Here is a 16676-nt window from a genome sequence, read left to right as displayed (position 1 = left end):
GACCTGGGAGCTCGTCGTGCGGCTGCGGGGCGCAGGCGTGCTCCCACATTGCCCGTGCGGTCGTGATCAGCGCCGCCGTGCTTGTGGCGGCTGCGGGACCGGGGTGGCTGCTGCCGTGTGGTCTGGAGCGTCGGGTCGCTGTGTCGCGCTGCCGACTCGTGCTGTGCTGCGGGCCTGGGCTGCGCGGGCTCGTGCGCTGGGTGCCGGCCTTGCGCTGAGGCGTTGGATGCGCCAGGTCAGGACTCGTGCGGGGCGGCGCGCGTCGTCCAGGGCGCGCTGGTCGGCGACCTGTTGGAGGAGCCGCTGCGGGTCGTGTCCGGCTGCTTCTGCCTCGGCGAGGGCGGCGGTGAGAGCCGCGAAAGCGGGGTCTTCGATGACCTGCTCCGCGTGCTCCGGCACAACCTGGCGTAGGCGGCGGATCTGCCGCTCCACGGCCTGCTGGGGCGGCTGGCGCTGCGCGAGAGCGGCCAGCGGTTCGGCAGCTGCTTGGTCGTAGGCGGCCTGGAGGTGGAGCAGGGTCTGCTGGGCGGCGGCGACTTGCTGGTCGTGGTGGCGCAGCTGGTGCCAGCGGGCGGCGGCGATGACGACGAGGATCGCGGCGTCCAGGAACATCGCCAGGATGGCGCCGTCCTTGGGAGCGGGCTCGCGGACCATCGCCCGCACGGCGCCGCGCAGAGCGCGGGCGTGGTGATGTTCGGCCCGGATGCGGGAGCGAGCGGCACGCTCGAACGCGGTTGCTGCCTCACGAAGTTGGGGCCGCAGTGCCTGGGGTGCGAGGAAAGGCAGGGCGTCGAGGGCTTCGCCGAAGGCGGCGAGGTGGGCTTGGGAGGCTTCGTCGTCGGCCTGGTCGAGGTGGTGGGGGATGCGCTCGGCGGCGGCGGTTGCCTGGTGCCAGGGGTTGGGCCTGCGCCGGCCCGGCTGCCCAGCGGGCTGCGGGTCGATATTTTCCAAGCGCGCTCGGATCTTGGGGAAGGACAGGTCGGGGGCGAGTTCGGAGCCGGAGAACCAGACGGGCTCCTTGCCAGCGGTGGTGGTGTCTTCGGCGGCGACCTTGTAGCCGCGCACATCGCCGGAGGGGAAGTACACGACTTCGACGAGCACGCCGTCGATGTGGCTGAGCAGGTGGACGAACTCCTCCATGCTGGAGGCGGCGGCTACGGTGGTGCGCACGGTGGTGCGCAGCCGTTCGCGGGCGGTCTTGTCCTGGCCGGTGCGGAGGGCCTTCTCCTGCTCGGCGCGGGTGGGTCGCTTGGCGGCGGTGCGGTCGCCGCGGACGACTTCGAGCAGGCCGTATTCCTTCTCGATGGCGGCGAGTTCGCGGTCGGCGGTGTGGTAGTCGTTCCAGTGGCGTGCGGTGCGCAGGTCGGCCCGGACCTTGGTGGCGGCGATGTGGATGTGGTCGGGGGCGTGGCGGACGGCGACCCAACGGCAGCCGTCCGGGTTGCCGTTGGGCGCGATGCCGGTGGCCGCCACAACGCGGCGGGCGATGTCGGCCCACTCCTCGTCGCTGAGGGTGCGGTCTTCGGGGGCGGCGCGGATGGAGCAGTGCCATACGTGCTGCTCGGGGGCGCGGCCGAGCCGCCCGGCCTGCTTGACGTGCAAGTTGAGGTCGGCCACGAGGAGCCTCCTGGTGGCGTCGAAGTCGTCACTGCGGCCGGGGTCGGGGGCGAAGCCGTCCCAGGAGGCGACCAGGCGCGGGTCGGTGTGGTCCTTGGCCTTCTTCGTGTCGAACAGGTACCGGATCAATCCGGCGGTGTCTTTGCCGCTGCTGATCTTCGCGATCACCGGGCCGCCTTGTTGGCGACGGCCTGGTTCGCGGCTGCGGCGATGTGGCGGACGGTGGTGCCGACCGCGGTCAGGGTCCGTTCGGCCTGGGCCAGGACAGCGGTATCGCCAGGGTGTGGATGGCCGCCGGAGTTGAGCTTTTTGGCGATCTGGTTGATGTTGTGGCCGATCTTGGCGACCTCGCTGCGCAGCGCGGTCAGCTCGTCGATGTAGTCGTCGAGCGGGGTGCGCTGGCCGGGCAGGGACAGGTCGCCGTGGACGTGGGCCATGACGACGGCGCCGACGTAGTGGGCGCCGGCGATGTTCAGCAACCGGGCCATGCGCAGGATGTCGTCCTTCTCGTCGACGCTGTAGCGGGCGTCGACACGCTCCTTGCGCTGTCCGTTCGGGTCGGGCTTGCGGCGTCGGGCGACGCGGTGCAGCGCGGCGGCTTCGGCGGCACGCGGCAGCGCAACGGCGGCGGTGTCGACGGGCTGTCCCCCCACCTCGGGCGCCCCCTGGTGCCCGAGTGCCTCCGCCACCCCCGGGGCGGAGGCATCCCCGCTGCGGCCGTACTTGGACGGTCCAGCGGGATACCTTGCTGCGCGTGTGACGGGAGTGGTGGCCATCTGTTCCTGGGGCATGGGGTGTTCGGGGTGCGGGTCGCGCATCGGAGTGCTCCGGTGGTGAGGGGGCGGTAGGTGTGTCACGTGCGTCGCATCCGTCCCATGCCTGGTCAGCACAGGTACGGACACTCGGGCAGGTACGGAGAAGTCCGTCCCGGCGAGTACATCCGTCCCCGCGCTGACCTGCGCGGGGACGGATGCGACGCAGTGATACGGACCCAGGGGGAGGCGGGTCAGCGGGCGCGGTTGGGGCCGGCGAGGCCGCCGGGCGGGCCGATGGGCAGCTGGCCCGCCGGGGCGGCGGGCGGCTTGCCCTGGGCCGGGGGCGCGGGCGTGGCGTCGTGCGCGGGGGCGGGCGCGGTCTCGGTGAGGTCGGGGCAGTGCCGGGCCCAGCTGTCGAGGAACCGGTTACGGGCGTAGCCCTTGGCCTGCCTGCCCTTGTCGAACCGGTAGTTGGCCGGGCGGATGTCGAAGTCCCGCAGCAGTCTGCCCAGGTGGTAGACGCTGAGTCCCTTGGTGCCGTGTTCCGCCCAGGGGGCGTCGGGGTCCTGGAGCAGGGTGGTGACCAGATCCAGGGATGACAGGGCCTCGGGGTTGCCGTGTGCCTGGAAGATGCGGTGGATGTCGCGCAGCAGCCGCGTCTTCAGGTTGGTCTGCTCGTCCTGGACGGCTTCGTAGCGGGTCATCGCCACGCAGGCCGCACGGGCATGGGCGGGCCAGTGGCCGCCTGCCAGGTCGGCGATGATGACCAGCGGTTCCCAGGTGTCCGCCGCCCGGTCCTCCACCGGCATGGTCGGCGCCATGCGGCCGGCCGTGGCGCCCAGCGGTTCCAGCCAGGCGGCCAGCTTGTCCCGCAGCGCGTTCAGTTCCGGTGTGGCGTAGCGCGAGCGGAACGGGGTCACCTTCTCGCCCGGCTTGCGCTTTTGCATGCGGAGCACGACCGCCCGGTCCGTGATCGTGTCGGGCAGGTCGCCGATCGAGGCCAGCGCGGCCATGGCGAAGGTCGGATACGGGGTCGGCTTATGCTCAGGACCGGAGATCCGCCAGGCGGGCCGGTTGCGCTGGTGTCCGGCGTTCAGCAAGCCGCGCAGTTCCTCGTTCTCGCCCGCCTTGCTGAATATGGTGTCGGCCTCGTCCACCAGGATCGTGCGCGGGTTCTTGCCGATGACGCGGAAGAGCACCGCCGTGGACATGTTGACCGTCATGATCGGCTGGTGCACGGTCTCGTGGAGCACGTCCAGCACCCGGGACTTGCCGCAGCCCTTCGTCGGGCCGACGACCGCCAGACGCGGCGCGTGCTGCAGAACGGTCTGGATGTGCGTGGCCGCCACCCACAGCGTGACCGCTGTCAGCGCCTCGTCACTGGGCAGCACGACGTACTTGCCGATCGCCGCCCGCAGCTCATCCAGCAGGTCCGCACCCTCACCGGAACCCTGTTCCCCGGGGTCTGCCGGTCCCCGAGGAGGCCGGGGACTGACCTCCTGGTCCGGTCCCCGTGCGTCGACGGGATCGCTTTCCTCCTGCGTGGCGGTTCCCGCCACGGGGTTGTCGGTCCCCGGCGACTGGCGGGGACCGTGCTCACGGTCCCCATTGCGGTCCCCTGGTGCAACTGCAGCCTCTTGGGGACCGGTCCCCATTTCCACGCCGCTGGCCTGCGAGTTTGCACCGGATTTCGATACGGGGACCGGGACGTGTGGGGACCGAGCACCGGGCAGGTCGCGGGGACAGTCCCCAACAGCAGCACCAGCAGACGGCTGGGGACGGTCCCCGTGTGCTTCCGCATCCGCCGGGTGTTCGACGGTCCCCGGCGCGGGGGACGGTGTGTCCGCCTGATCCCGGCGGCGCCAGGGGATGCCTTTGCCGGGGACGGCGGCAGTGGGCCAGTCGGTGGGGGAGGTGTTCGTGGTGCTGGGGGACGTAGAGTCCTCCATAGGCGTTCCTCTCCGGTGAGAGGCAGGATGGGCAAGATCCCGCCCCACACCAGCTCGTTCGTTCAGGGATGGGCAATCGGCAGGGGAGTCTTCGGCCCTCGGCGTTGGCGCGCCGGGGGCCGCTTCGTTGTCCGCGCTGGGCGCGAGGTCAGGCCGTGAGCTCGTACGACGTCTGGGCGTCCAGCCACGCGTCCACCTCCCGCCAGCGGTAGCGCAGGTGACGGCCGACCTTGTGGACGCTGGGGCCGATGCCCCGGTACTTCCACTGGTAGAGGGTCTTCACCGGCACCCCGAGATAGGCGGCCACGTCGGTGGGAGTGGCGAGCTGGTCACGCTCGGCGCCGGCAAGGCGCGGGGAATGGTTCGGCAATGAGGTCTCCATATCGGAATCAGGGTTCTGGATGGCAGGCGTGGACAACACAGCCACGCCATCCGTTGAAGCGTCCGGGCTGGATTCTGAACCCCCGGCTACTTCTCTCGGCGTCGCCGGGGAAGACCAGAACAGTAAGGGCGGATCCCCGGTTGCCGAAATCGCTCCCGCGGAATCGGAAATTTTCTGTGGAGAAGCGACCGTCTGAGGTGCCGGAATTCGATACCTCGGCAGCTCAGAGGTGTCGTCCTACGGTCAGAAGTGACGCGGCCAGCTCGCCGGGCACTGCATCCGATAGCCGCTCAAATCGCCCATAGTTTTGGCGCGAAGGGAAGGTAGCACAACCTCCCTGCTGAAACGGATCGTGATGTATCGGAATTCGGGGTGACGAACACCACTTCGCCCTCGCGTGTCTTTTGGAGAGTTTAAGAACTAACTCTTGCCATGACGGTCGGGCGCGAGTTACAGCTATCTGTCATGCCCAACCGACCTGTCGAAATAGGCCACGCCGGCCTTCACGCCGCCCGCGCCATTGAGCACCTACGCCTCGTGCGCGGCCTGACCCAGCACCAGCTCGCCGCCCGCTGCACCGCGCTGGGCCACCCGATGGCCAACACCGCCCTTAGCCGCACCGAACGCGCCCGCCGCCGCTGCGACATAGACGACCTCGTCGCCCTCGCCACCGCGCTCGGCGTTTCTCCCACGACCCTGCTCCTGCCGCTCCCGTCCGTGTCCGGTGATGACCGGAGGGGGTGCTAGTTGGCGCGGGTCTGGATTGAGGACCGCATAGGGCATGCGGCGTACGTGCGCGCCGTGGCGGAAGCCAAGAGTGCGGGGCGTACGCCACCGGGGCGCTACCGCGTGCGCTGGTACGACCCCGACGGCAAGCCGAAGATGAAGACCTTCGCCCGCAAGGTCGACGCCGAGGCGGAGCGCACCAGGATGGAGTCGCGTCTCAACGACGGCTCCTACCGCGATCCCGCAGCCGCGCGGGTGAAGTTCGCAGAGGTGGCGGAGTCCTGGCTGGCGGCGCAGCTCCACCTTAAGCGCTCAACCCGGGCTCGCTACCGCGGCGTTCTCGACGTCCACGTGATCCCCAAGTGGGGCACCACCCAGTTGGACCGCATCCACTTCGAGGACATCGCGGAGTGGCTCGCGGATCTGCTGTCCGGTGAGGCGACCGGCGGCAGGAAGCTCAGCCCCCGGTCGGTCCGCAAGGCGTACGTCGTCCTCAGCCGCGTTCTCGGCTACGCGGTCAAGGCTCGTCGTCTGGCGGCCAACCCTGCTGTCGGCGTGCCCCTGCCGAAGGCGATGCCCGCTGACCACGTGTACCTCGACGACATGCAGGTCGACGCGCTGGCCAACGCGTCAGGCGCCTACCGGGTGTTCATCCTGCTGCTGGCCTACACCGGCCTGCGCTGGGGCGAGGCGTCCGCGCTGAAGGTGGGCCGCGTCGACCTGGACGCCTGCCGGGCCCACATCGTAGAGGCGTACGCCGAGGACAATGGCAAGCTCTACCTCGATACCCCCAAGAACCACGAGCGCCGGTCGGTACCGATCCCGCGGTTCCTGGCCGAGGAGTTGAACCCGCACGTCCGGGGGCGGGGAGATGAGCAGTTGCTCTTCACAGCCCCGCAGGGTGGACCGCTACGGGCACGCAACTTCCGTCAGCGGTTCTTCGCGCCGGCGGTCGTGAAGGCCGGGCTCGGGCATCTCAAGGTCACCCCGCACAAGCTGAGGCACACGGCAGCCTCGCTCGCCATCGCCAGCGGTGCGGACGTCAACGTCGTACAGACGATGCTGGGCCACAAGTCCGCGACGCTGACCCTGGACACGTACGGGCACCTCTTCCCGGACCGTCTGGACGAGGTCTCGAAGAAGATGCACAAGCGCCGCTCCAAGCAACTCGCCAAGGCGAAGGCCAAGCTGGAGAAGGCGGAGCGGAAGGCCCGTGAGGCCGCCGAGGCAGTGGCCACCCTGGAGGATGATGCCGCGTGATGTGTGCCTGATCCGTGCCGGGGAGCTGTAACCGGGGCGCCGCCCCACCGTGCTGATGCGGTGGGGCGGCGCCTTGCGTTTCCGCCGATCAGGTCAGCCGCGCGGCCGGTGGCTTTCCTGCCGGGCCCGGTCGATCGCGGCAGCGGCTGCATCTCCGGCCAGTCGCTCGATCTCCTCGGGAGCCTTCCGCTCGTCGAGGACGAAGAGCCGGTCACCGACGAGACGGGTGGTCGTCTTCCAGCCGAGACGCCGTCCAGCCTCCCTAGCGGCACGCTGGACGTCCTTGAGCTCGCCCATCTCCGCAAGATCGTCAGCGCCAAGGATCAGCTGCCCGTAGTACCCCTCGTACTCGGGCTTCAGCGCGGCCCGCATCAGCGACTCAAGCCGGTCGACCAGCTTCTCGTACCGTCGCCGGGCCAGCTCGTCCTTCGCGGGCATCTCGCACAGCTCCCCACCTCCGCCCGCAGCCGCATGTGTGCCATATGTGTGCCGCGAGTACGAAGGCCCTCCCGCCCGACGGACGGAAGGGCCTCTGACCAGGTGTTTCCCTGTGCCCCCGGCAGGATTCGAACCTGCGACACCCGCTTTAGGAGAGCGGTGCTCTATCCCCTGAGCTACGAAGGCAAGGCGGCTGAGATCCGGCTCCCGGAGTCCGGCGTTCGCCCGGTGTGCCACCTGGGTGGTGGTGCACCGCGGTCAGTCTAGCGGGTGTGGCGGGGCGGTGAGGGGAGTCGGGGTGGGCGGTTGCAATCGTCTGGTTGACGATAAGTCGGGGGGTGTGCCAGGCTGGCGCGGCGTCGGGGGCGTGGGTGTTCGGTGTTCGGCTTGCGGGAGGGCTCATGGGGCGCGTAGGGGGAGGGCGTCCGCTGCTGGATGCTCGGGGGATCGATCGGGCTGCCGGGGTGTTGCTCGGGGCGGGCGTGGGGGACGCGCTGGGGGTGCCGTACGAGTTCGAGGCGACCCTCGGGGGCGACCGGGTGCCGCGGATGGTTGGTGGTGGGCTCGGGCCTTATGAGCCCGGCGAGTATTCCGATGACACGCAGATGCACGTGTGTGTCGCCGAGGTGGCCGCCACCGGGGTCGATCTGCGGAGTCCTGGGGCTCTGGACGCCGTCGCCGTCAATTTCCGGCGGTGGCTGGACGAGGGGGCCAGTGATGTGGGGGCGCAGACTCGGGCCGTGCTGGGCGCCGCCCGGTGGGCCTCGGGAGGCGCCGGAGGTGCGTTGCGCGCGGCCGCCCGTGCGTATGCCGGGCGGCATCCCCTCAGCGCCGGGAACGGGTCGCTGATGCGTACCGGGATCGTCGCCCTCGCCCACCTCGGCGATCCGGCCGCGATGGCCGAGGCGGCCGTCGCCGTCAGTGCGCTCACCCATCCGGACCCCGACTGCGCCGACGCCTGCGTGCTGTGGTGTTCCGGGGTCCGTACCGCCGTGCTGGAGGGGCACTTCGGCGGTGTACGGGCCGGGATCGAGCTGCTTCCCGTCGAGCGCCGGGCCCTGTGGGCCGAGCGGCTGGACGAAGCGGAGGCCCGACCTCCGCACCACTTCTCGCCCAACGGCTGGGTCGTCACCGCTCTTCAAGCCGCCTGGTCGGCCATCAGCCGTACCCCTGTACCGGAGTTGGACCCCGCCGAGGGGCGTTATCCCGCCCAGCAGCTGCGGCTCGCCCTGGAGGCCGCGGTCCGGGCCGGGAACGACACCGATACCGTCGCCGCGATCGCGGGCGCCCTCCTCGGAGCCCGCTGGGGCTGCTCCGGTGTCCCGCTGGAGTGGCAGCGGGCCGTGCACGGCCGGCCCGGTCTCACCGGGGCGGACCTCGTGCGGCTGGCCGTGCGTACGGTCCGGGGCGGGCAGGACGATCGCGACGGGTGGCCCTCCGGCGCCCGTGTGCCCGTGCCGGCCGGGGCGCCGCCCGGGTTCGCCGTTCCCCATCCGCGCGACCCCGGTCTGCTCCTGGGCAACCTCGCCCTCCTCCACAGCGGTGAGGGTGCGGAAGACGTCGACGCCGTCGTGTCCTTGTGTCGTATGGGGACCGAGGTCGTCCTGCCCGCGGCCGGTGCCGATTCCGCGGTCGGGGCCGGGGCCGGGGCCGGGGCCGGGGTCGAGCATGTTCGGGTCTGGCTGGTCGATCGGGACGGGGACAACGCCAATCTCCACTACGTCCTCGACCAGGCCGCCCGGGAAGTGCTGCGGCTGCGCCGCGCGGGCAAGCGGGTGCTGCTGCACTGCGCCTTCGGGCAGAGTCGTACCCCGGCCGTCGCCGCCGTCTACGGTCATCTGGCCACCGGCGTCGACGGCGAGACCGCCTTGTCCGAGCTGCGGGAGGCGCTCGGGCCGCAGGGGTGGCGGCTGTCCGCGCACGTCGAACTGCGCGATGCGGTGCTGACGTTGACCGGTGGGGCCGCCGATTCGGGGCGAACCGTGCGCACCGTGCGCACCGCGTGTGCGGTACGTGCGGTGCGTACGGCAGCGGGGATGCCTCGGTCGGCCGTAAGCGGTGGCCCGGCGGAGCCGGCGCGGGGTGAGGTGCTGGGGGAGAAGGGGTTCCCCTCCCGGGTGCGCGGGCTGCTGCTCGGGCTGGCCGTGGGGGACACGCTGGGGGCGGCACGGGGGGCGCTGCCGGACGGTGTGGCGTTGCGGGCCGGGGTCAGTACCCAGCTGGCCTGCTTCACCGCCGAAGGCACCATCCGCGCCCTGGTGCGGGGCGACCACAAGGGCATCTGCCATCCGCCGTCCGTGCTGTGGCACGCCTACTGCCGGTGGGCCGCCTTGCAGGGCATCGAGGTGGAGCGGCTGCGGCGGCGCTGGGTGCCGTACGGCGACCGGGCGTGGCCCGACGGCTGGCTCGCCCGGGTGCCGGTGCTGGCCCAGCGGCGCGGGTCGGCGCCGGCGACCGTGGCCGCGCTGTCCAAGGCCGAGCAGGGCACCGTGGAACAGCCGGTCACCGCCAGCCGTGGCTGTCACGCCCTCACCCGTACGCTCCCCGCCGCCGTCGTCCTCGCCGGCGGGAAGCCGGGGAGCGCGGTGCCGGCGGCCCGCGAGATCGCCGCGCTCACCCACGGCGACCCGGCCGCCCAGGCCGCCGCCGCCCACGCGGCCGTGCTGCTGGGGTACTGCCTGACCGCGGGCGAACGGGTCGGTGTGCGGCGGGTGTTGTGGGGCGGCGTCCAGGCGCTCGCCGACGCCGACGCCGAAGCCGATGCTGGCGCTGGCGCCGATCTGACCGACGCGGTACGTGCGCAGCTCCCCGCCGCGCTCCGGCAGGGCGAGGAGCATCCCGCCGACGCCGCCCGCCTCTCCCGTCTCGCACCGGACCCCACCGCGCCCGCCGCGCTGCTCGGCGGCCTGTACGTCGCCGCGTCCTTTCCCGAACGGGGCCAGGTGGAGGCCGCGCTGCGGTTCGCCGCCGGGGCGCCGGACGGGGACTCGGTGGCCTGTGTGGCCGGGGCGCTGCTCGGGGCGGCGCACGGCGCGGAGGCGCTGCCGGCGGATCTGGTGAGCCGGCACGAACTGGCCTGGGTGCTCGACGTGCTGGCCCGCGACCTCGTCGCCCAGCTCACCGACCGGCCCGGCGGCACCGAGTACACGCCCGGCTGGGACGAGCACTGGCGGAACCGTTACCCCGGCTGGTGAGCCGAGAGGGGGCACGTGGGTCGCCGCGCCGGTCAGGTGAGGGCGATCCGGGTGAAGCGGGCCGCCACCCGGAGGTCCGCCTCGATCGCCGCGGCGGTCCGGCGCAGGGCGGGGAGGAGTTCGCTCACGCACTCCTCGCGGGTGTGGCGGGCCGCGTGCGTCGCCACGTTCACCGCGGCGACCGCCCGGCCCGCCCGGTCGTGGACCGGCACCGCGATCGCCCGCAGGCCCTCCTCCAACTCCTCGTCGGCCAGCGCGTATCCGTCGGCCGTCGCGCCCGTGAGCGCCCGGCCCAGGGCCGTCACCCCGGCCGGCAGGCGGGTGCCCACCGTGAAGTCGACGCTCATGACGCGGTACGTGGCGGCGCGCGCCGTGTACTGGATCTCGTCACCGGACGGCGTGAGCACGGCCAGGGACGCCGACTCCTGGACCCGGGCCGCCAGGTCCTCCAGGTGGGGCTGGGCGATCCGGGGGAGCGAGGTGCGGGACAGGGGCGGGAAGCCCAGGGAGAGGACCCGGGGGGTGAGGGTGAAGGCGCGGGCGTCCGGCGCCTGCTCCACCAGGCCCAAATGCTCGTACGTGATCAGTGCCCTGCGGACCGTCGCCCGGGACAGCCCCGTGGCCTTCGCCGCCTCCGTGAGGGTCAGGGCCGGGCGGTCGGCGCCGAAGGCGGTCAGTACGGTCAGGCCGCGCGCCAGGGACTCGATGAACTCCCGGCCCAGTTCCCGCTTGGACGCGGCCGTCCAGGAGGCCAGATCGGTGGGGGACGGGGACGGGGACGGGTGCTGGGACTGGGGCGGGGGTGTGCGGCGGGCCCGGCTCAGGTCGTCCTCCATCGCCGTGACCGTCTCGCGCAGGCGCGGGAGCAGGGCCGTGCGCAGGCTCCGCGCGGAGTGGCGGCTGGTGTGGCTGACCACGCTCGCCACGCAGACGATCCGGCCGTCGGCCGCGTCCCGTACCGGTACGGAGACGGCGACCAGGCCCGGTTCGATCAACTGGTCGTCCACGGACCAGCCTTCCCGGGCCGCCCGGGCGGTGCGCTCCTCGAAGTCGTCCGGCGGCAGCGGCAGCAGCAGCGGTAGCGACGGTAGCGGCGGGTGCGACGCGTGCGACAGGGGCGACGCATGGGGCCGGTCGGGCCGGTCGGGCCGGTCGGGCCGGCCGGGCCGGTCGGGCCGGTCGGGCCGGTGGGGTCGCAGTGGCGGGATCGCCGGGAAGCCCGTGTGCTCCGGGTCGGCGGCACGGCGTTCGCGCCAGCGCCGCCAGTCCTCGTCCGTCCACTCGGTGGCGAACAGCGGCCCCGGGGCGGTGCGTTCGGCCGGGAGCAGGTCACCGATGCGGAAGCTCAGGGACATCGCGCGGCGCCGGGTCGCCTGGTGGATGAACCGGATGCCGTCCCGGTCGCCGACCGCCAGCGACACCGACTCGTCGAGCGCGTCGGCCAGTTCGTCGGCGCGCGCGTCGAGGAGGGCGGGCAGGCCGAGGGCGGCCAGATAGGCGTTGCCCAGTTCCATCAGACGGGGCGTGAGGACGACGTCGCGGCCGTCGAGGCGTACGTATCCCGTCCGGGCGAGGGTCGCGGTGATGCGGTCCACCGTGGACCGGGCGAGCCCCGTGGCCCGCTCCAGCGCGCTCGGGCTCAGCGTGCCGCCCGCCTCCGTCAGCCGCCACAGCACCGCGATGCCCCGCATCAACGGGGTGACCGCCTCGGCGGGGACCTGATGTGCGGACGTCGCGGACGTCGCGGGCCTCGGGGGTGTCGGAGGCGTCGGGGGCATCGGCGGGGCTCTCCCGTACGGGAAGGTGGAAGGTGGTCGTGGCGGGCCTGCCTACGGTAGTCACTCGCGTCCCGTCGCCGCCGGGGCCCCTCGGTGCGGTGCCGTGCGGCGCCCCCTCAGCAGCGCCGCGTCCTCTCAGCCGCGTACCCCGTCAGTCCCGCGTACTCCGTCAGTCCCGTACCCCGTCAGTCCCGCGTACTCCGTCAGTCCCGTACCCCGTCAGTCCCGTACGCCCTCAGCACCGCGCCCCCTCACTGCCGCGTCACCCGCACCCGGTAGTTCCCGTCCAGGTCCGCCGCCGCCACGTCGATGCGGATCTTTGTCTTCGGGTCCTTGAAGGTCTCGCCGGGGGCGAAGGGGGCGTCGGAGAGTTCGGCCTGGACGTTGGGGCTGCGGGTGCAGCCACCGGAGTGGGGGTGGGCGTCGTAGACGGTGATGGGGCCGTTGCCCGTGTCCACGTCCGCGTCGACCCTGTAGATGAGGATGCCGGGACGGCACACGGCCTCGTCGTTGCCCGCGCGGGTGCGCAGTTCGAGGGCGTAACCGGTGCTGCCGCCGAGGGGGACGAAGAGCAGCTTCGGGCCGCCCGCGCGCTCCAGCGGGGTCAGCGTGTACTCGGTCGAGCCGTGTCTGCTCGCGCAGCTCACCTGGCCGGCGTCCAGCCAGCCCAGCTTCCACTTGTGCCAGCCCAGCAGGTCGTTGTCGGCGCCCCAGTCCTCGCTCATGATGTCCCAGTGGCCGACCGCGCCGCCGCCTTCCTGGGTGTAGAGGTCGGGCAGGCCGAAGACGTGGCCGTTCTCGTGCGGGAGGACCCGGTAGCCGGTGCGGTCGTAGGAGCCGGAGCCGTCGTCCTGGCGGGAGTAGACGAACGAGGCGTTCGCGACGGGGACGCCGTCGGCGACGGGGGCGTCGGGGTTGCCGGCGAAGGTCACGGACAGGACCGTGTCCAGGGCGGAGGGCCCGGCGTTCGGCGTCATCAGCACGTTGAGCAGGTCGTAGTCCCGGAAGTTCACCGTCGGGTCGGCCGCCGCCACGATGTCCTGGACGAGCTGCCGGTAGCCGGGGTCGAAGGGCGCGCCGCGCTCGATGCCGTACGCCTTGAAGGTCTTCGGCATGCGCAGCCAGTGCGGTATCGGGGTCTCGGGACGGTAGTCGAGGCGGCCGTAGGAGGCGGTGCGGAACCACTCCTGGGTCTGCGGGAAGAACTCGTGGAAGCGGTCCATCGCCGTGCCCTCGCCGGGCGCGTCCGAGAAGTCGATCATCAAGGTCAGGGCGTGCACGGTGCCGGTGGAGCGGGCGTAACCGGTCGCGGTGGGGACGCCCTCCGTCATCTGCACGGACTGGGCGCCGCTGATCATGCAGGGGGCGAGCGCGGGGGTGCGGGCCGGGGAGAACGCTCCGGCCCCGGTCGCCGAGGCGCCCGCCGTGAGGTGCGCGGCGCCCGCGGTGCTGGCCACGAGGGTCAGTACGGTGACGGACGCGAAGGCGGCCGCGCGGCGCTTGCGTATCCGCAGGGTCCGCAGATTCCGCCGCATGCCGCGTATCCGAGACGCCCGAGGCAGCCGGGGTGTCCGAGGTGCCCGGGGTGCCCGAGGTGTCCGGCGTATCCCGTGTATCTGGGGTATCCGGCATATTCGGCATATTCGGCATATCCGGTCCATCTGGCGGCGGGGCGGCTGCTGCGGCTGCTGCTGCATGCGTGGACCCTTCGCTCCAGGCAGCCCGCCACCGGTTCGCGCCCGCGGTCACCGGTCTCCGACTGCACCCTTTCGATCACCCTGGGTCGCGGGGGTGCGGTACGCGCGCTGGGGCGGTCCGGTCGTGGGACGCGCGGCCCCATCGGGGTGACGGGCCGGCGGCGAGGCGGCGGCGAGGCGGCGGCGAGGCTCACGTCGGTCGACGGCGGGGCGGCCAGGCCGCGACGGTCGGCCCTGTGACCCAGGTCACCGGAAAACTCCCCGGTGCGGGAAATAACCGGGGACCCTTTCCCCGTTTGAACCTGTGTCCGCGCGAAACGGGGAGACCCTCCCCGGATCGCGTCCCGCGCTCACGACCGAAGGAGACCGCCGTGCCGGCCGCGACGACCGCGAACCCCGCAGCGCGCAAGGTGACCAGGCCGCGCGCCGACGCCCTGCGCAACCGCGAGCGGATCGTCACCGCCGCCCGCGAGATGTTCACCGAGCACGGACCCGAGGTCCCGCTCGACGAGATCGCCCGCCGGGCCGGCGTCGGCAACGCCACGCTGTACCGCAACTTCCCGGAGCGCGACGCCCTCGTCCGCGAGGTCGTCTGCTCCGTGATGGACCGCACCGCCGAGGCGGCCGAGCAGGCGCTCGCGGAGACCGGCGACGCCTTCGAGGCGCTGTCCCGCTTCGTGCACGCGGCCGCCGACGAGCGGATCAGCGCGCTGTGCCCGATGGTCGCCGGCACCTTCGACCAGCACCACCCCGATCTGGTGGCCGCGCGCCAGCGGGTCGAACACCTCGTCGAGGAGGTCATGGACCGCGCCAAGGCGGCCGGGCAGCTGCGCACCGACGTGGGTGTCGGCGACCTGATGATCGCCGCGGCCCAGCTCAGCCGTCCGCCGGCCGGTACCGGCTGTCTCAGCCACGACCGCTTCGTCCACCGCCATCTCCAGCTGTTCCTGGACGGGCTGCGGGCCCCGGCCCGCTCCGTCCTGCCGGGTACGGCCACGACCATGGAGGATCTCCGCCAGCCCTGACCTGATCGCCAGTCCTTACCCGATCGCCAGTCCTTATCCGATCACCCGTCCTGACCTGATCGCCCGTCCTGACCTGATGGAGGGGCCCGCCGGTCCGGCCGCTTCCCTCCCTCTCCATCGCCTCACCCGTCACTGATCCAACGGCCGCCCACGGCACCAGGGCGGAGCCGTCACCTCTCGCTGCCCTTTTTCCGTCACGAAGTCCCGAAGTGGGTACCTCCATGTCCAAAACAGCCGCACCGGCCTCCGGCGTCCTGCCCGGGACCGCCGCTGCCGACGCCAACGCCAACCGCTGGAAAGCGCTGGTCTTCATCGCGCTCGCCCAGCTGATGGTCGTCCTCGACGCGACCATCGTGAACATCGCCCTGCCCTCCGCCCAGACGGACCTGGGCATCTCCGACGGCAACCGCCAGTGGGTCGTCACGGCCTACGCCCTCGCCTTCGGCGGACTCCTCCTCTTCGGCGGCCGGATCGCCGACCTGTGGGGCCGCAAGCGCGCCTTCGTGCTCGGCCTGACCGGCTTCGCCGCGGCCTCCGCGCTCGGCGGCGCGGCCACGACCGGCGCGATGATGTTCGGCGCCCGCGCGCTCCAGGGCGCCTTTGGCGCGCTGCTCGCGCCCGCCGCGCTCTCCCTGCTCGCGGTGATGTTCACCGACGCCAAGGAGCGCGCCAAGGCGTTCGGCATCTACGGCGCGATCGCGGGCGGCGGCGGCGCCGTCGGCCTGATCCTGGGCGGTTTCCTCACCGAGTACCTGAACTGGCGCTGGACGTTCTTCGTGAACATCCCGTTCGCCGTGGTCGCCGCGGCCGGCGCCTACTTCGTCATCCGCGAGCCGGCCGGCGCCCGCAACCGCTCGCCGCTGGACATCCCCGGCGTGGTCCTGTCCACCCTCGGCCTGGTCGCCCTGGTGTACGGCTTCACCCGCGCCGAGTCCGCCGGCTGGGGCGACGCCCTGACCGTCTCGATGTTCGTCGCCTCCGCCGTCCTGCTGGTCACGTTCGTGCTGGTGGAGTCGAAGGTCCGGGCCCCGCTGCTGCCGCTGCGCGTGGTCACCGAGCGCAACCGCGGCGGTGTCTACCTCTCGCTGGGCCTGGCCATCATCGGCATGTTCGGCCTGTTCCTCTTCCTGACCTACTACCTGCAGATCGTGAAGGGCTACTCGCCGGTCAAGACCGGTTTCGCCTTCCTCCCGATGATCGCGGGCATGATCACCGGCTCCACCCAGATCGGCACCCGGCTGATGACCCGCGTCCCGGCCCGCCTGCTGATGGGTCCGGGCTTCCTGGCCGCCGCCGCCGGCATGCTGCTGCTGACCCAGCTGGAGGTCGGCACCTCCTACGCCGCCCTGCTGCTGCCCGCGATGCTGCTGCTCGGCCTCGGCATGGGCACGGCGTTCATGCCGGCCATGTCCCTGGCCACCCAGGGCGTCCAGCCCCGGGACGCCGGTGTCGCCTCCGCGATGGTCAACACCTCGCAGCAGGTGGGCGGCGCCATCGGTACGGCCCTGCTGAACACGATCGCCTCCTCCGCGACGGCGTCCTACATCAAGGACCACATCGCCGCCGCCGGCGCCGCGAAGCCCCAGCAGCAGCTGGTCCAGGTCCAGGGCCTGGTGCACGGGTACACCAACGCCATCTGGTTCGCCGTCGGCATCCTGGCGCTGGCCGCCGTGATCGCGCTGACCTTCGTCAACGCCGGGCGGCCGGGCAGCACCACGGTGACCGGGTCCGCCACCGGCGTGGGCGAGGGCGGGAGCGAGAGCGAGAGCATCGAGGACGCGGTGCCGGTACCGGTCATCGCGCACTGACGCGTACGGCGGTAGAGGTGCGGTACGACACGTACAGGCGCGTACAG

At 72.2% G+C, this 16676-nt stretch carries 12 protein-coding genes and 1 tRNA gene; 5 read left to right on the top strand and 8 right to left on the bottom strand.

The genetic code is table 11. The annotated features are described in order from the left end of the window. Positions 1-66: 66 nt before the first annotated feature. The 4 genes from ABZ858_RS04305 to ABZ858_RS04290 all read right to left on the bottom strand — a co-directional run bounded on the left by ABZ858_RS04305 (position 67) and on the right by ABZ858_RS04290 (position 4703). On the bottom strand, positions 67-1785 hold the full coding sequence (locus ABZ858_RS04305; protein WP_361372461.1) for a mobilization protein: 1719 nt from the start codon (positions 1783-1785) through the stop codon (positions 67-69). After that, complete coding sequence (locus tag ABZ858_RS04300; RefSeq protein WP_361372459.1) at positions 1782-2435, bottom strand: MobC family plasmid mobilization relaxosome protein; 654 nt, start codon at positions 2433-2435, stop codon at positions 1782-1784. Before ABZ858_RS04300 ends, ABZ858_RS04305 begins: the two co-directional genes overlap by 4 nt. 188 nt (positions 2436-2623) lie before the next feature. After that, positions 2624-3931 (bottom strand): DUF3631 domain-containing protein, encoded by a 1308-nt coding sequence (locus ABZ858_RS04295; protein WP_361372457.1) that lies wholly within the window; start codon positions 3929-3931, stop codon positions 2624-2626. A 538-nt stretch (positions 3932-4469) separates the two neighbouring features. Next, a complete protein-coding gene (locus ABZ858_RS04290; RefSeq protein WP_234385856.1) occupies positions 4470-4703 on the bottom strand; it encodes a helix-turn-helix domain-containing protein in 234 nt (77 codons plus the stop codon). A gap of 465 nt (positions 4704-5168) precedes the next feature. Between ABZ858_RS04290 and ABZ858_RS04285 the strand changes: the two genes are divergently transcribed. Beyond that, positions 5169-5450, top strand: coding sequence for a helix-turn-helix transcriptional regulator (locus ABZ858_RS04285; protein ID WP_361372455.1), 282 nt, complete (start codon positions 5169-5171; stop codon positions 5448-5450). A gap of 54 nt (positions 5451-5504) precedes the next feature. Then, a complete protein-coding gene (locus tag ABZ858_RS04280; protein ID WP_361372453.1) occupies positions 5505-6689 on the top strand; it encodes a tyrosine-type recombinase/integrase in 1185 nt (394 codons plus the stop codon). Positions 6690-6782: 93 nt separating this feature from the next. Here the strand turns inward: ABZ858_RS04280 and ABZ858_RS04275 are convergent, their stop codons facing one another. Together ABZ858_RS04275 and ABZ858_RS04270 are read right to left on the bottom strand one after the other, a co-directional pair. Further along, entirely contained in the window at positions 6783-7127 is a 345-nt protein-coding gene (locus ABZ858_RS04275; protein ID WP_361372451.1) for a hypothetical protein, read from the bottom strand. A 113-nt stretch (positions 7128-7240) separates the two neighbouring features. Further along, positions 7241-7313: transfer RNA gene (locus ABZ858_RS04270), tRNA-Arg, on the bottom strand. A 215-nt stretch (positions 7314-7528) separates the two neighbouring features. Between ABZ858_RS04270 and ABZ858_RS04265 the strand changes: the two genes are divergently transcribed. Next, positions 7529-10321, top strand: a complete 2793-nt coding sequence (locus ABZ858_RS04265; RefSeq protein ID WP_361372449.1) for an ADP-ribosylglycohydrolase family protein — start codon at positions 7529-7531, stop codon at positions 10319-10321. 32 nt (positions 10322-10353) lie between these two features. Here the strand turns inward: ABZ858_RS04265 and ABZ858_RS04260 are convergent, their stop codons facing one another. Continuing rightward, complete coding sequence (locus ABZ858_RS04260; protein WP_361372447.1) at positions 10354-12099, bottom strand: IclR family transcriptional regulator C-terminal domain-containing protein; 1746 nt, start codon at positions 12097-12099, stop codon at positions 10354-10356. 251 nt (positions 12100-12350) lie between these two features. Then, positions 12351-13634 carry a M6 family metalloprotease domain-containing protein gene (locus ABZ858_RS04255; RefSeq protein WP_361372445.1) on the bottom strand — a complete coding sequence of 428 codons (1284 nt, stop codon included), beginning with the start codon at positions 13632-13634 and terminating at the stop codon, positions 12351-12353. A gap of 533 nt (positions 13635-14167) precedes the next feature. On the opposite strand from ABZ858_RS04255, the gene ABZ858_RS04250 reads away from it, so the two are divergent. Continuing rightward, positions 14168-14821 carry a helix-turn-helix domain-containing protein gene (locus ABZ858_RS04250; RefSeq protein WP_361372443.1) on the top strand — a complete coding sequence of 218 codons (654 nt, stop codon included), beginning with the start codon at positions 14168-14170 and terminating at the stop codon, positions 14819-14821. Between the two features lie 221 nt (positions 14822-15042). Beyond that, positions 15043-16629, top strand: a complete 1587-nt coding sequence (locus ABZ858_RS04245; protein ID WP_361372441.1) for an MFS transporter — start codon at positions 15043-15045, stop codon at positions 16627-16629. Positions 16630-16676 lie beyond the last annotated feature (47 nt).

The organism is Streptomyces sp. NPDC047017 (genome assembly GCF_040644175.1).
GTDB lineage: Bacteria > Actinomycetota > Actinomycetes > Streptomycetales > Streptomycetaceae > Streptomyces.
This window is presented reverse-complemented; position numbering and strand designations above follow the sequence as displayed.